This window comes from Oxalicibacterium solurbis, assembly GCF_014635845.1.
In the GTDB taxonomy this organism is placed as follows: domain Bacteria; phylum Pseudomonadota; class Gammaproteobacteria; order Burkholderiales; family Burkholderiaceae_D; genus Oxalicibacterium; species Oxalicibacterium solurbis.
Genome location: NZ_BMDP01000002.1, coordinates 623911 through 638559, shown reverse-complemented (window position 1 = coordinate 638559; position 14649 = coordinate 623911). Strand labels below are relative to the sequence as shown.

The 14649-nt window shown below is 59.5% G+C and carries 14 protein-coding genes; all 14 read right to left on the bottom strand.

Annotated elements, in window-relative coordinates:
- Nucleotides 1-18 precede the first annotated feature (18 nt).
- A complete protein-coding gene (gene der, locus IEV40_RS08640) occupies nucleotides 19-1362 on the bottom strand; it encodes a ribosome biogenesis GTPase Der (protein ID WP_188420597.1) in 1344 nt (447 codons plus the stop codon).
- A gap of 9 nt (nucleotides 1363-1371) precedes the next feature.
- Nucleotides 1372-2523 carry an outer membrane protein assembly factor BamB gene (gene bamB / locus IEV40_RS08635; RefSeq protein ID WP_188420595.1) on the bottom strand — a complete coding sequence of 384 codons (1152 nt, stop codon included), beginning with the start codon at nucleotides 2521-2523 and terminating at the stop codon, nucleotides 1372-1374.
- 34 nt (nucleotides 2524-2557) lie between these two features.
- Nucleotides 2558-3208, bottom strand: coding sequence for a YfgM family protein (locus tag IEV40_RS08630; protein WP_188420593.1), 651 nt, complete (start codon nucleotides 3206-3208; stop codon nucleotides 2558-2560).
- Nucleotides 3209-3219: 11 nt separating this feature from the next.
- Nucleotides 3220-4566 (bottom strand): histidine--tRNA ligase, encoded by a 1347-nt coding sequence (hisS, locus tag IEV40_RS08625; protein WP_188420591.1) that lies wholly within the window; start codon nucleotides 4564-4566, stop codon nucleotides 3220-3222.
- Between the two features lie 45 nt (nucleotides 4567-4611).
- Nucleotides 4612-5895: a flavodoxin-dependent (E)-4-hydroxy-3-methylbut-2-enyl-diphosphate synthase gene (gene ispG, locus IEV40_RS08620; protein WP_188420589.1), complete on the bottom strand. Its 1284-nt coding sequence runs from the start codon at nucleotides 5893-5895 to the stop codon at nucleotides 4612-4614.
- A gap of 2 nt (nucleotides 5896-5897) precedes the next feature.
- Entirely contained in the window at nucleotides 5898-6860 is a 963-nt protein-coding gene (locus IEV40_RS08615) for a helix-turn-helix domain-containing protein (RefSeq protein WP_188420587.1), read from the bottom strand.
- On the bottom strand, nucleotides 6853-7614 hold the full coding sequence (gene pilW, locus IEV40_RS08610) for a type IV pilus biogenesis/stability protein PilW (RefSeq protein ID WP_229724029.1): 762 nt from the start codon (nucleotides 7612-7614) through the stop codon (nucleotides 6853-6855). Before pilW ends, IEV40_RS08615 begins: the two co-directional genes overlap by 8 nt.
- Nucleotides 7615-7649: 35 nt before the next feature.
- A complete protein-coding gene (gene rlmN / locus IEV40_RS08605; RefSeq protein ID WP_188420583.1) occupies nucleotides 7650-8816 on the bottom strand; it encodes a dual-specificity RNA methyltransferase RlmN in 1167 nt (388 codons plus the stop codon).
- A 57-nt stretch (nucleotides 8817-8873) separates the two neighbouring features.
- Nucleotides 8874-9299, bottom strand: coding sequence for a nucleoside-diphosphate kinase (gene ndk / locus IEV40_RS08600; protein ID WP_188420581.1), 426 nt, complete (start codon nucleotides 9297-9299; stop codon nucleotides 8874-8876).
- Between the two features lie 268 nt (nucleotides 9300-9567).
- Nucleotides 9568-10917, bottom strand: coding sequence for a 23S rRNA (uracil(1939)-C(5))-methyltransferase RlmD (gene rlmD / locus IEV40_RS08595; protein WP_188420579.1), 1350 nt, complete (start codon nucleotides 10915-10917; stop codon nucleotides 9568-9570).
- Between the two features lie 128 nt (nucleotides 10918-11045).
- A complete protein-coding gene (rpoS, locus tag IEV40_RS08590) occupies nucleotides 11046-12011 on the bottom strand; it encodes an RNA polymerase sigma factor RpoS (protein ID WP_371870043.1) in 966 nt (321 codons plus the stop codon).
- 59 nt (nucleotides 12012-12070) lie between these two features.
- Nucleotides 12071-12934 carry a peptidoglycan DD-metalloendopeptidase family protein gene (locus IEV40_RS08585; protein WP_188421163.1) on the bottom strand — a complete coding sequence of 288 codons (864 nt, stop codon included), beginning with the start codon at nucleotides 12932-12934 and terminating at the stop codon, nucleotides 12071-12073.
- 36 nt (nucleotides 12935-12970) lie between these two features.
- Nucleotides 12971-13867, bottom strand: a complete 897-nt coding sequence (locus tag IEV40_RS08580; protein WP_188420574.1) for a protein-L-isoaspartate(D-aspartate) O-methyltransferase — start codon at nucleotides 13865-13867, stop codon at nucleotides 12971-12973.
- On the bottom strand, nucleotides 13864-14604 hold the full coding sequence (surE, locus tag IEV40_RS08575; RefSeq protein ID WP_188420572.1) for a 5'/3'-nucleotidase SurE: 741 nt from the start codon (nucleotides 14602-14604) through the stop codon (nucleotides 13864-13866). Before surE ends, IEV40_RS08580 begins: the two co-directional genes overlap by 4 nt.
- Between the last annotated feature and the right edge of the window lie 45 nt (nucleotides 14605-14649).

Sequence of the window (14649 nt, the reverse complement as noted above, 5' to 3'; positions counted from 1 at the left end):
CTTTTTCGCCAAACTACGCTATTTTTCGGACCGTTTGAACGGATTCTTCCCGGTACGAAACTCGATACGTAGTGGAGTCCCGACCAGTGAAAAAGTTTCTCGGAAATGCTTTTCAAGGAAACGCTTGTAATTGGCATCGATCGCTTCCACCGCGTTACCGTGCACCACGACCACTGGCGGATTCATGCCGCCCTGGTGTGCATAGCGCAGCTTGGGGCGGATCGAGCCCTTGCGGCGCGGCTGCTGGTGCTCGACCGCCTCGATCAGTGCACGCGTCAGCTTCGGCGTGGACAGATTCGACATGGCAGCCGCATAAGCTGCATCAACCGATTTCATCATTGGGCCGATACCGGTGGAATTCAGCGCCGAAATGAAATGCGTCTTGGCAAAAGACAGGAAATTCAGCTTGCGCTCGAGATCCATCTTGATCGCGTCGCGCTGGTCACTGGTCAGGCCATCCCATTTATTGACGCCGATCACCAGCGCCCGACCCGACTCCAGAATGAAGCCTGCGATATGCGCATCCTGCTCGGAAATATCCTGTTGCGCATCCAGCAGCAGCAGCACGACGTTCGCCTCGGAAATCGATTGCAGGGTCTTCACGACCGAAAACTTTTCGATCGCCTCGAATACCTTGCCGCGACGACGTATGCCGGCGGTATCGATCAGCGTGTAATGCCGTCCGTCGCGCTCGAACGGAATCTCGATCGAATCGCGCGTCGTTCCCGGCATATCGAAGGCGATCACGCGGTCTTCGCCCAGCAGCGTGTTGACCAGCGTCGATTTGCCGACGTTCGGGCGTCCGACGATGGCCAGCCGAATATGCTTGGCCAGCGATTGTGGCTCATCTTCCTCCGGCGGACGCTGCACCATGGCGATGTCCAGCGACTCTTCCACCAGATCATGCACGCCGTCGCCATGCGCGGCCGAAATCACGTAAGGATCGCCCAGGCCGAGCTCATAGAAATCGGCAGTGACCGTCGTGTACTTCATGCCTTCGGCCTTGTTGACCACCAGCATCACCGGGCGCCCGGATTTGCGCAGAAAATCGGTGATGGTCTTGTCGTGCGGTGTCAGCCCCTGACGGCCGTCGACGATGAAGATCACGGCATCCGCTTCTGCAACAGCCTGCTTTGTCTGCTTGGCCATCTCGTGCATGATGCCGTTCTTGGCGACCGGCTCGAAACCGCCGGTATCGATCACCAGGAAAGGCCGTTCGCCGATGCGTCCTTCACCATAGTGACGATCACGCGTCAGGCCGGGCAGATCGGCAACCAGCGCATCGCGCGAGCGCGTCAGCCGGTTGAACAGCGTGGATTTGCCGACGTTAGGTCGGCCGACAAGTGCGATAACCGGCTTCATTGAATAGTGTTACTCGGCCGCCAGAGCAGCCACGGTCCCTGATTGGGTTTGGAAAACGAGGTTGCCACCAGCTGTCAGCGGCACGCTCATGATCGCGCTGCCGTCAGTGGCAACGCGTGCCAGGAAGCTGCCATCATCCTTGGAAAGGAAGTGGACATATCCCTGATAATCACCGACGGCCACCGTGCGACCGGATGCGATCGGCGTCGAAAGTCGACGATTCTTCAACTTGTTGTTGCGCCACAGGATGCCGCCGCCCATGCGCGAGATTGCCATCACGGTGCCCTCCTCGTCGGCTGCATAGACGAAGCGATTGTCTGCTGCAACACCGACGTCACTCGACAGAGGTGCTGCCCAGCGTGGCGTGCCGCTGACTGCATCGAAGCAGGCCACACGCCCCTGGTATGCAACTGCGCAAACGTCACGGCCAGCCACCAGCGGCGTACCGGAAATGTCGGCGATACGTTCCAGCTCGGTCACACCACGTGGATCGCCAACGGCGACTTCCCAGCGCGGTGCGCCGGTTGCCAGCGCGACCGCAAGCAGCCGTCCTCCCGACAAACCGATGTAGGCATTCGGCCCTGCAATCGCAATGCCGGGCGACGTACGCAACGTCAATGCAGGCGCCGTGCGCTGCACCGTCCATTTGCGGCTGCCATTGTCGGCGTCGAAAGCGGTGATACGGTTGTCCATGCTGCGAACGACGACGACGCTTTGTCCGATCGCCGGCGCCGACAATACCTCGCTGCTGGCCCGCGCCTTCCAGCGCTGCTTGCCGTCTTCCGCATCGAAAGCGAGGATCGTGCCGTTTTCCGCTGCGACCACGACCGTCACGCCATCGCTGCCGACGCCGGCAGTCAGCTTCGTGTCGGCATCGATGCGCCAGACCGTGCGTCCGGTATCGGCCTCGATCTTGGCGATCGTACCTTTTTCAGAAGCGGCAAAGATGAAATTGCCGACCGAGACCGGCGTAAACACGTATTTTTCCGACTTGCCGACCGAAGCGGTCCAGACGGTACGAACATCCATCGTCGACTTGAACTCGACCAGCGGCGCCGGTTGCGTGCGTGGCGACGGTTTGCTGGCGAACGGATTCAGCCACGAACAACCGGCCGTCGCGATCAACAGCCCTGTACAAAGGATCTTTGAGGTGAAGCGCATCTGATCTGTCTTCCTTCTATTCTCGGATCGGAGTTTATGCTGCCTTGTCGGCCGGCGAACCGCCGATGGCATCGAGCTTGATCTGCATCAACTGGCGGCCAGGATTGCGCGCATCCGTCTTGTCGATCGCCGACTGGTACGCTGCACGCGCTTCTTCCAGCTTGTTCTGTGCCACCAGAATGTCGCCCTTGCGGTCTTCGACCACGCCGGCAAACTGCGCCGGGAAATCGCCGGACAGCACCTTCAAGCCCTCTTCATAGGCCTTTTCATCCAGCAGGATGCCGGCCAGCCGTACCTTGGCGACGGCCTTGTATGCGTCATCTCGACCGTGATCGATCACCCACTGCAGTTGCGTCTTTGCAGCCTGATAATCGCTGCTGTCGAAAGCCATCTTGGCAGCAGCCAGCGCGCTCATCTGTGCATACGCCGTGCGCGTATAACGCTCCTGCACATCCGACGCTACGCGCAGCACTTTTTCCTTGTCCTGCGCTTGTGCCGCCTGCTGCAGTTCTTCATACAGATGCGCGGCCTGCGCCGTCTGGTTACGCTGGTAGTAATTCCAGCCGCTCCAGCCCGCATAGACAGCCAACGCAATGATGAGTACCCAGGTAATGAGATTGCCGTACTGGCCCCACCAGGATTTGAGGCTGGCCAGTTGTTCCTGCTCTGCGTGATCGTATGCCATGATGGTCCGAATTAGTGGTGATAGTGTACGTGCTCGTGATCGTGGTCATGATCGTCGCCGACGATCTGGTCGACCAGATAATCGGGAATCGCCGCGAAAGCGACATGCGACTGACTGCCGCCGGTTTCCGTGCCGCGCATTTCCTTGACGACCGCCTCGCCCTTGGCGATTTCATCCTCGCCGATGATGATCGCATAGGCCGCGCCGCTGGCATCCGCCCGTTTCATCTGCGACTTGAAGCTGCCCGGTCCGGTTGCCGATGCGCAGTGCAATACGACATCGAGTCCGGCATCGCGCAAACGTTCCGCCACGACCGTCGCCTGCAACTGCGCCTCTTCGCCCTGATGGACGACATAGGCATCGCACTGATTCGGCGTCAGCTGGTCGCCGTTCGCTTTCATCAGTTCCAGCAGGCGCTCCACGCCCATCGCGAAACCGCAGGCAGGCGTCGGCTTGCCGCCGAACATCTCGACCAGTGGATCGTAGCGGCCGCCGCCGCACACCGTTCCCTGCGAGCCAAGCTGATCGGTGATCCACTCGAACACAGTGCGATTGTAATAATCCATGCCGCGCACCAGACGCGGATTGATCGTGAACGGAATATTGTTGTGCCGCAGAATCTTTTGTACGCCTTCGAAATGCGCGCGCGATTCGTCGCCCAGATAATCGAGCAGCTTCGGCGCCGCATTGACCATGTCCTGCATCGCCGGATTCTTCGTATCCAGAATGCGCAGCGGATTCGAATGCAGGCGGCGTTTCGCTTCCTCGTCCAGCACGTCGACGTGCTTTTCGAAATAGGCGATCAGGTCGGCGCGATGGCGATTACGCTCATCCGCATTGCCGATCGAATTCAGTTCGAGGCGGATATTCTGCAGGCCGAGATCGTCCCACAAGCGTTGGCACATCAGGATCAGTTCGGCATCGATGTCTGGCCCGGCAAAGCCGATGGCTTCGGCGCCTATTTGATGGAACTGCCGATAGCGGCCGCGCTGCGGACGTTCGTGACGGAACATCGGGCCGGCGTACCACAGGCGCTTGGGGCTGTCGTAAGTCAGATTGTGTTCCAGCACGGAGCGAACGACACCGGCCGTGCACTCAGGACGCAGCGTCAGTTCGTCGCCGTTCATCGTATCGGTAAAGGAATACATCTCCTTCTCGACGATATCGGTAACGGCGCCCAAACCGCGCGCGAACAGCGCAGTCGGCTCGACGATCGGCGTGCGGATCTGCTGGAAGCCGTAGCTTTTCAACACCGTGTGCACGGTATTTTCGAACAACTCCCACAAGGGAGCGTCGGCCGGCAGGATGTCGTTCATCCCTTTCACGCCGACGATTTTTTCTGTTTTCTTGTCTGACATTGATGTTCAGCGGCCTGATTGCCGCGTTGATATTGGCCCGATTATTCAGGCCGTCTGCGAAACGATCTCTTTTTGTTCTTTGCCGTAGCGGCGCTTCACGTAATCCAGCACGATATCCTGAAACTCCTGCGCGATATTGTCGCCGCGCAGCGTGACGGTTTTTTCGCCATCGACGAATACCGGCGCTGCCGGCGATTCGCCGGTACCCGGCAGACTGATGCCGATGTTCGCATGCTTGGATTCGCCCGGGCCGTTGACGATGCAGCCCATGACAGCCACGTTCATCTCTTCCACGCCCGGATACTGCTTCTTCCAGACCGGCATCTGCTCGCGCAGGAAAGTCTGGATGTCGTCCGCCAGTTCCTGGAATACCGTGGACGTCGTGCGGCCGCAACCGGGGCACGCAATTACCATCGGCGTGAACTTGCGCAAACCCATCGTCTGCAGGATTTCCTGCGCAACGATCACTTCCTTCGTGCGGTCGCCGCCCGGTTCCGGCGTCAGCGAAATGCGGATCGTGTCGCCGATACCCTCCTGCAGCAGCACCGACAGCGCCGCCGTCGACGCAACGATGCCCTTGCTGCCCATGCCGGCCTCGGTCAGGCCGAGATGCAGCGGATAGTCGCAGCGGCGCGCCAGTTCGCGATAAACGGCGATCAGGTCCTGCACCCCCGACACCTTGCACGACAGGATGATGCGGTCGCCGCCCAAGCCCACCTCCTCGGCCCGTTGCGCGTTCTCGATGGCGGACGTTACCAGCGCCTCGTACATGACGGCCTGCGCGCTCCACGGCGTTGCGCGTGCGGCATTCTCGTCCATGATGCGTGCAAGCAGTTCCTGGTCCAGGCTGCCCCAGTTGACGCCGATACGTACCGGCTTGTCGTAGCGGCAGGCGATCTCGATCATCTGCGCGAATTGCGTATCGCGCTTGGCGCCCTTGCCGACGTTGCCCGGATTGATCCTGTACTTGGCCAGCAGCTTCGCGCATTCGGGATAATCGTTCAACAGCTTGTGACCGTTGTAATGAAAATCGCCGACCAGCGGCACGACGACGCCCATCTTGTCCAGTTGCTCGCAAATCGACGGCACGGCAGCAGCAGCTTCCGGCGTATTGACCGTGATGCGCACCATTTCCGAACCGGCGCGCGCCAGGTCTTTGACCTGGATCGCGGTACCGATCGCATCGGCCGTATCGGTATTCGTCATCGATTGCACGGCCACGGGCGCGTCGCCGCCAATGCGAATTTCACGCTCACCGGCACGCACCACGGCGATGCGGCTGCGACGGCGGGCCAACGGGCCGGAAGCGATCTGCTGTTGCTGAGGCATGATTACTTCACATTCAAGCGGGCAACGTTGCTGCTGTTGCCCGATATATCGAGCGGCTTGCCGCGCAGCGTGACATTGACTCCCGCGGCGTTGCCGATGACCATCGACGACGGAGCGGTAATCTCGAAAGCTTCGGTGGTGCCCGCCTTGAGCAGGCGCGACACCAAGATGCTGTCATCGGCACGACGGATTTCAACCCAGGTGTCTTCCTTCACCTGGAAGACGAGCGCATTCTTGCTGTCGACTGCCACCGGCGCAGCACTGCCCGACACAGATTCTGTCGCGATCGGTACTGCAGCTGGCGTCTGCGTCTTTTCTTCGACCGCAGCCTGCGGCTGCACCGGTGCGACCTGCTCAGCCTCTACCGCTGGAGCCTGCATCGTAGCTGCGGCAGATGCTTCCGTTTCCGACGGATCGGACGAAACAGGTGCTGTCATCGGCTGCGGCGCTTCCTCCTTCACGGCATTCGCCGCATTCATCGCATGATCCGTTTTCGACATCCAGCCCATGCGCTGCGCGAGGAAACCGAGCGCGGCAATCACAACCACCGCCAGAACGACGAACAGAATCTTCGACGATGCCGCATTCGGCTTCGCAGAGGGCATCTTGCCTTCCGAAAACGTCGCCGAAAGCGAGCCGCGATCCTGCAGCACGACCGGCTCGCTTTGTTCGGCGGCAATGCCAGCCAGAATCGGGGCGGCATCGGCGCGCAACAGCTTTGCATAGGAACGGATAAAACCGCGCACGATGACCATGCCCGGCAATGCCGCGTAATTATCGGCCTCCAGTGCCTGCACCTGGCGGCTGGCGAGATTCAGTTGACTTGCCACCTGCTCGATCGTCCAGCCGCGCGCTTCGCGCAAGGCGGTCAATTGCGCACCGGCAGGCACTTGCGGCGCCGACATTGCCTCCTGCTCTTGCGGTTCTTCGCGGTTTTCCTCTACTGCATTCACTTCATCATTCATCGAATACTCCGCGCTGATAGGAGGCAAATTCCGGAGAATCCGGATAACGGCGACGCAGCTGCGTTCCCAGACTGTTCTCCGCCGAGCGGTTGCCGAGTTTGTGCTCGACGCGGATCGCCAGCCACAACACTTCGGCCGTCAGCACATTCGCATTCACCAGCCGCTTGGTATAGAACTGCGCATTCTTCAGATCGCCACGCTCATAGTTGATACGCGCCAGATTGATGTTGGCTTTCGCATCGGTCGGATCGTGATGAAATGCCTCGTTGAAATACCGCTCGGCTTCCGCTTTGTTCTTCAGCATCAGACTGCAGACGCCTGCATTCGACAAGGCCTTGGCCGGCGACTTGTAGGCTTTGTTTTTTACAGCCGCATCGAAATACGGAATCGATTGCTGTGCACGCCCGTTCTGGCACAGAAACCAGCCGTAGTTGTTGCTCAGATCCGGATCGTTTGGCGACAGTTTCAGCGCCTGCAAGAAATTCTGTTCAGCCTGACGCGTATCGCCCAGTTCCATGTAGGTCAGCGCCGCCATCGTGTAGGCATCGGTCATCGTCGGATCGATGTGGGCCGCCTGGCGAGCCTCATCCAAGGCTGTTTGCCACTGCCGCTGCTGGTAATAGCCGATGGCCAGTTGCAGACGGATGCTTGCGCGCCGCTGCACATCGACGCGATCCTGCTCGGCCGATTGCTCACCGGTGGATGCTGCGCCCGGATTAGCCGCGCAACCTGCGAGCAAAACAGCAGAAAGCACAGCGGTGGCCACACAGGCCAAACAGCGTTTTATCCTCAAGATGAAATCTCCACGATGCGTCCGAAATCCTTGCCGAATTTTTCCTGGTATTCGGTCATTTTCTTCATCCGTTCCTGCACACGCGTACGGTCCTTCACCTCGCCTGCCAACTGGCCGCAGGCAGCGTCGATATCGTCGCCGCGCGTCTTGCGAATCGTCGTGACGATGCCGGCATCCATCAGAATTTGTGCAAATGCCTTGATGCGCGGATTCTGCGAACGGGTCAGGCCCGACTCCGGGAACGGATTGAAAGGAATCAGGTTGAACTTGCACGGCACGGGATTGCTTCCCTGCACCAGTGCAATCAGTTCACGTGCATGCTGATCGCCGTCGTTGACGCCATCCAGCATGCAGTATTCAAACGTAATGAAATCGCGCGGCGCAAATGCCAGATAGCGGCGGCATGCGTCCATCAGTTCGCGCAATGGATATTTTCTGTTCAGCGGCACCAGACCGTCGCGCAGCGCATCGTTCGATGCATGCAACGATACCGCCAGCGCCACCGGGCAATCCTGCGACAGCTTGTCGATCATTGGCACGACACCGCTGGTCGACAGCGTCACGCGACGACGCGACAGACCGTAGGCATTGTCGTCCAGCATCAGCTTCAACGCGGTGACGGTCGGCTCGTAGTTCAGCAGTGGCTCGCCCATGCCCATCATCACCACATTGGTGATCTGGCGCTCGCCTTTCGGCCCCGGCGCAATGCCCTTGGTCCGGCGCAGTTCGAATTCCGCCATCCACAGCTGGCCGATGATCTCGCCGACGCTCAGATTGCGGTTGAAGCCCTGCTTGCCGGTCGAACAAAAACGACAGTTGACCGCGCAGCCAGCCTGCGTAGAGATGCACAGCGTGCCGCGGTTTTCTTCAGGAATGTAGACAGTCTCGACCGCGTTGCCGTTACCAACATCGACCAGCCACTTGCGGGTGCCGTCAGCCGACGTGTGGTCGGAAATGATTGCGGGAGCCGTGATTGTCGCGCGCGTCTTCAGCTTGTCGCGCAGCGATTTCGCCAGATCGGTCATCGCGTCGAAATCGCTGGCGCCGAACTGGTGAATCCAGCGCTGCAATTGCTTGGCGCGAAACGGCTTCTCACCCAACTCGCCGCAGTAGGCGACGAGCTGCGCAGGATCGAGGTCCAGCAGATTGGTGAGAGTCGTCATGGTCTTGCCTTGTTACCGCTCTTCTCACAAAACACTTTGCGAGAAGCGCTCAACACATTAACGCGAGTAGACGTTCAGTGCCGGGAAGAAGTAGGCGATTTCGTTCTTCGCCGTATCTTCACCGTCCGAGCCGTGCACGGCGTTGGCGTCGATCGAATCAGCGAAATCGGCCCGGATCGTGCCTTTTTCTGCCTTCTTCGGATCGGTGGCGCCCATCAGGTCGCGATTCTTGGCGATTGCGCCTTCGCCTTCCAGTACCTGGATCATGACCGGGCCGGAAACCATGAAGTCGACCAGATCCTTGAAGAACGGACGTTCACGGTGAACAGCATAAAAACCTTCCGCTTCGGCGCGCGACAGTTGTGCCATGCGTGCGGCAACGACTTTCAGGCCGGCGCTTTCGAAACGAGTATAAATCTGACCGATCACGTTTTTCGCGACTGCGTCCGGTTTGATGATCGACAGGGTGCGTTCGATTGCCATCTGAAAAAACTCCAATAAAAATAAGGGGTTAAGATAAAAATGTGAGAATTCGGCTAACCGCTGATTCTAGCATGAAACACCCCTGCATAGGCGGCAAAGTCCGGCACTTTTCGAGAGAAACCCGCATCCATACGCGCTTTGCAGCGGCTTGCAGGCGAGTAATGTTCTCGTCCACAGCCCTTCCTTGCCCATCTTGGCCAAATGTCAGTCTTCCAACGAAAAACCGGCGCGCAGGCCGGCTTTTCTGAAGAACGCTTGTGCCTTATCGCTACAGGTCGAACACTGCCATCGACTCGACGTGCGACGTATGCGGAAACATGTTGACCACGCCAGCGTGCTGCAACACGTAACCGCCCTGCACCAGCACCGCCGCGTCGCGCGCCAGCGTCGATGGATTGCACGATACATAGACGATACGGCGCGGCAGCAGCTTCGGATGTGTCTGCGCCAGTTCCATCAGCGCCTCGCAGACCGCGGCCGCTCCTTCACGCGGCGGGTCGATCAGCATGCGATCGAATCTTCCCAACGCGACAAAATCTTCCGGCTTGGCCTCGAACAGATTGCGGCAATAAAAGGTCGTATGCTCCGCCACATCGTTCGCCCTGGCATTTTCCAGCGCGCGCTCGGTCAGGAGATCGCTGCCCTCGATCCCGACAACTTCCTTCGCCAGCGTCGCGATCGGCAAGGTGAAATTCCCTAGGCCGCAGAACAGATCGGCGACGCGATCCTCTGCCTGTATATCCAGCAGACGCAGTGCACGCGCCACCAGAACACGGTTGATACGGTGATTGACTTGTGTGAAATCGGTCGGTTTGAACGGTATCTTGATACCGAATTCCGGCAACAGGTAATGCAGGTCAGCGTCCGACGGATCGAGCGGATATACGGTATCCGGCCCTTTCGGCTGCAGCCACCACTGCACGCCATACTGCGTGGCGAACGCCGCCAGTTTCTGTTCATCGCCCGGCGTCAACGGCACCATATTGCGCAGCACCATGGCCGTCGTCGCTCGACCGTTTTCGCCTTCGCCGATTGCCAGTTCGATCTGTGGCACCTGGTCGGCAATAGCCAACGAAGTAATCAGATGCCGCAGCGGCACCAGCATTGCCGATACATTCGGCGGCAGGATTTCGCAGCTTTTCATGTCGCAGACATAGCTCGATTTTCGCTCATGGAAACCGACCAGGATTCCACCCTTTTTCGGCACGTTGCGTACCGAAATGCGTGCACGGTAGCGATAACCCCAGGTCGGTCCGTGAATCGGGCGCAGCATCGTCTGTGCCCTGACCTTGCCGATGTGCTTCAGGTTGTCTTCAAGGATGCGCTGCTTCATCGCCACCTGCGCACCGGCGTCGAGATGCTGCATCGAACAGCCGCCACAGACGCCAAAATGCGGGCATTTCGGCTGCACCCGCTGCGACGACTCCTTGTAGATTTCAGTCAGCTTCGCCGCTTCCCAGTTCGGTTTTTTGCGGAACGAAGAGAAACCTACACGCTCTTTCGGCAATGCGCCTTCGACGAAAACGACCTTGCCCGGCGTGCCGTCCTCATTCTGCAGATGGCCGACGCCGCGCGCCTCCATGTCGAGGGATTCGATATCGATGGTGGTTTGCTGCATAGGAAATGGAAGTTGCCGGAATCGCAAGGTTGCCGGCAGATGATCGGTGAAAAAATCGCGAGTGCGGATGATAGCAAATTGCGTCGGTAGCGACGCATGCCTTCAGCACGTTACGTGCGAAAGGAGGATCAGAGCAGAGAATCCTTGCCGACACCAGTACGTGCCAGCGAGCGTTTGAGCTTGATCAGCGCCTCTTGCTGGATCTGCCGGATGCGTTCGCGCGTCACGTTCATTTCCGACGCCAGTTCTTCCAGCGTGGCCGGATCGTCGTTATCGAGTCCGAAACGGCGCGTGATGACGAGGCGCTGTTTGTCCGGCAGTTTTTCCAGCCAGTCGCGCACAAGCACCGCCATTTCATGGTGCTCCGCCTGCGTGTCGGGATCGTTCGCCTGATCGCCCGGTATCAGATCGATCAGACTGGCTTGCGGATCACCATCCAGCGGCGCATCCAGCGATGTCGCATGCTCGGAAAGCGCCAGAATGTCCTGCACATCCTCGACGCTGCGATCGACCAGATGCGCAATGTCTTCCGCCGTTGCATCCTTGCCGTCGTGATGCTGCGCTTCCAGATGGAATTTCGCACGAAGTGTCTGGTTCAGTTCGCGCACCACATGCACCGGCAGACGCACGGTACGCGCCTGGTTCATGATCGCGCGCTCGATGCTCTGGCGTATCCACCAGGTTGCATAGGTCGAAAAACGGAAACCGCGTTCAGGCTCGAACTTGTCGATCGCGCGCATCAGGCCGATGTTGCCTTCCTCGATCAGGTCGAGCAGCACGACGCCGCGGTTGATGTAATGCTTGGCAATCGAGACGACCAGACGCAGGTTGTGCTCGATCATCTTCTGCCGGCCGGCGAAATCGCCCTGCTTGGCCAGCGTCGCATAATGGACTTCCTGCTCGACCGTCAGCAAGGGGCGTGAACCGATCTGGTTCAGGTAATGCTGGGTCGCATCGGTGGACAGTTCGGTCGACAGAACCTTCTTCAGTTCATCGATGCCGGCCATCTCGACCGGTGCCTGGCGAGCCGGTTCCTGCTGCTTTTCTTCGTCGTCGCCGTCGTCGTTTGCGTCGTCAGCGGATCGAAACGTCATGTCCGACGGCAATGCATCTGCATTTTGCTCATCGTCGGACTGGACGTCGCGATTTCTGGTCATTGGCGGGCCGGCAGGAATTTGGCAGGGTCGACAGGCTTGCCCTGCTGACGGATTTCAAAGTGCAGCTTGACCGCATCGGCATCGGAATCGCCCATCTCGGCGATCTTCTGCCCCTTGCTGACGGTCTGGCCTTCCTTCACGCTGATCGTCTTGTTGTGCGCATAGGCCGACAACAACGTGCTGGTGTGCTTGACGATGACCAGATTGCCGTAGCCGCGAATACCGCTACCGGCATACATGACCTTGCCGGCGCCGGCAGCCAGCACGGGCTGCCCCGATTTGCCGGCGATATCGATGCCTTTCTTGCTGTCATCGAAATTGGAAACCACCTTGCCGTCTGCCGGCCACATCCAGGAAACCGTATCCTCGTCGCCATTCGCTGCAGCTTCCGGTTTTTCGCCATCCTTTTGCATTCCGGCCATCGTCGCATCGGAATACGGGCGCTTGTCACCGCGCGGATCGGTCTTGTTGCTGCCGGCGACAGGTGCCGGTGCAGACAGCGCACGCGTTTCGACGCCGGACGATGTCGAAACCGCACCGACCTGAGCACCGCCACTGCGGGCAGCCGGCATGTCGGGCTGTGCAACGCGCAGCACCTGGCCTACCTTGATGTCATTCGGATTGGCGAGATTGTTCCAGGTCACCAGTTCGCCGTAACTCTGGCCGAAGTCGAGCGCGATCCGGTACAGCGTGTCGCCCTTCTTCACCGTATAGTAGGTGCGGTCCTCCGTCTGCCGCGCCGATGCACTCGTGCCGCTGCCGATCGTGCGTTCGCTCACCGGCGCATTGTGTTGCGTCGTGCTGCAGGCTGCCAGCCCGAGGGACAGCAGCAACGGAAATATCAGTCGTGATTTTTTCATTTTCTTGCGTTCAATCTTTTCCTGCATGCGCGCCGCCTAACCCATCATTCCAGGGCGCAGCGGCACGAAATGGCAATCTTCCAGCGTCGAGGTCTTCCAGTCGAATTTACCGACGCGCTCTATCAGTTGCAGTACCTGCCGGCGGTCGCCCACCGGGGCAACCAGGCGTCCGCCTATCGTCATTTGCTCCAGTAGCGCCTGCGGCACTTCCAGCCCGGCTGCGGCGAGAATGATGCCGTCGAACGGGGCTGCCTGCGGCAGGCCAAGCATACCATCTCCGTAATGCAAGCGGATGTTGGCCACGCGCATAGGACGCAGGTTGGCCTTGGCAAGTTCATGCAATCCCTTGATCCGCTCGATCGAATAGACTTCCTTTGCCACCAGCGACAGCACCGCGGCCTGATAACCGCAGCCAGTACCGATTTCCAGCACATGATTGAGTACACCGCCATTGGCATTGGCACGCATCACCTCGATCATGCGCGCAACGATATAAGGTTGCGAGATCGTCTGGTGGTAGCCGATCGGCAGGGAAGCGTCGATATAGGCCTGGCTGGCCAGCGCCGGCTCGATGAATAAATGACGCGGCACCGCATCCATCGCAGCCAGCACCTTCGCATCCTTTACCCCCTGTTGCGCCACACGCGCCGTCATGGCCTTGCGGATCGCATCCGAGACCAGCGGCGCGGTGCGGCCGGGCGATGGCGACGATACAGGCATGGCCTGCTTCATGGATGCATTCGACTTCATCGCCGGACTCGGCACAATGCCTGCACGCTTCGCATGCTGTGCCGCGTTCGACGTTGCCGTCTGCGGGGTTACTACGCGGGAGACATGCCGTTGCGGCTGGCCCGCGAGACCGGAGCGCGGGGGCTTTTCCGACAGCGAGGACAGCGATAGCGGAAAACGTTTGCCCTTGTCCTTGTCGGTCATGCGAGCGCCTTCTTCAGGCCGGCAAGCTGCGCATTGTGCGTCAGGTCGATCTGCAATGGCGTGATCGAGACATGACCGAGTGCCGTCGCATGGAAATCGGTGCCTTCGCCGGCATCCTTCTGCCCGCCACAAGGGCCGATCCAGTAGATTTCGCGGCCCTGCGGATCGTAGGCCTTGATGACTGCTTCCGATTGATGGCGCTTACCGAGCCGCGTAGGCACCGGCGGCTTCAGTTGTGCATAAGACAGGTTGGGAATATTGACGTTCAACAGGAAATGGTCGGAAAACGATTCTTCGAGACGACGTTCGACGATATCGCGCGCCACGCGCGCGGCCGATGCCAGTTCGCCCCAGCCCTTCTCGACTTGCGAAAACGCGATCGCCGGCAGGCCGAACAGATAGCCTTCGGTCGCCGCCGCCACGGTGCCGGAATACAGCGTGTCGTCGCCCATGTTCTGCCCCTGGTTGATGCCGGAGACGATCAGGTCGGGGGCTTCGGTCATGATACCGGTCAGCGCGATATGCACGCAGTCCGACGGTGTGCCGTTGATGAAGTAGAAACCGTTCGATGCCTGGAAGACGGAAAGCGGACGATCGAGTGTCAGCGAGTTGGAACTGCCGGAACGATTGCTGTCGGGAGCGACGACGGTAATGTCGGCGATCGGTGCCAGCGCATCGGCCAATGCGCTCAAGCCTGGCGCCAGGTAACCGTCATCGTTACTGATAAGGATTTTCATAGAACGATTCTAACCGAAGCACCCTGTTTTCCCGAAGCGAACTCC

What these genes read in the sequence shown, in the direction of transcription:
- der (WP_188420597.1), bottom strand. Translation starts at nt 1,362, where the DNA reads ATGAAGCCGGTTATCGCACTTGTCGGCCGACCTAACGTCGGCAAATCC.
- bamB (WP_188420595.1), bottom strand. Translation starts at nt 2,523, where the DNA reads ATGCGCTTCACCTCAAAGATCCTTTGTACAGGGCTGTTGATCGCGACG.
- IEV40_RS08630 (WP_188420593.1), bottom strand. Translation starts at nt 3,208, where the DNA reads ATGGCATACGATCACGCAGAGCAGGAACAACTGGCCAGCCTCAAATCC.
- hisS (WP_188420591.1), bottom strand. Translation starts at nt 4,566, where the DNA reads ATGTCAGACAAGAAAACAGAAAAAATCGTCGGCGTGAAAGGGATGAAC.
- ispG (WP_188420589.1), bottom strand. Translation starts at nt 5,895, where the DNA reads ATGCCTCAGCAACAGCAGATCGCTTCCGGCCCGTTGGCCCGCCGTCGC.
- IEV40_RS08615 (WP_188420587.1), bottom strand. Translation starts at nt 6,860, where the DNA reads ATGAATGATGAAGTGAATGCAGTAGAGGAAAACCGCGAAGAACCGCAA.
- rlmN (WP_188420583.1), bottom strand. Translation starts at nt 8,816, where the DNA reads ATGACGACTCTCACCAATCTGCTGGACCTCGATCCTGCGCAGCTCGTC.
- ndk (WP_188420581.1), bottom strand. Translation starts at nt 9,299, where the DNA reads ATGGCAATCGAACGCACCCTGTCGATCATCAAACCGGACGCAGTCGCG.
- rlmD (WP_188420579.1), bottom strand. Translation starts at nt 10,917, where the DNA reads ATGCAGCAAACCACCATCGATATCGAATCCCTCGACATGGAGGCGCGC.
- rpoS (WP_371870043.1), bottom strand. Translation starts at nt 12,011, where the DNA reads ATGACGTTTCGATCCGCTGACGACGCAAACGACGACGGCGACGACGAA.
- IEV40_RS08585 (WP_188421163.1), bottom strand. Translation starts at nt 12,934, where the DNA reads ATGAAAAAATCACGACTGATATTTCCGTTGCTGCTGTCCCTCGGGCTG.
- IEV40_RS08580 (WP_188420574.1), bottom strand. Translation starts at nt 13,867, where the DNA reads ATGACCGACAAGGACAAGGGCAAACGTTTTCCGCTATCGCTGTCCTCG.
- surE (WP_188420572.1), bottom strand. Translation starts at nt 14,604, where the DNA reads ATGAAAATCCTTATCAGTAACGATGACGGTTACCTGGCGCCAGGCTTG.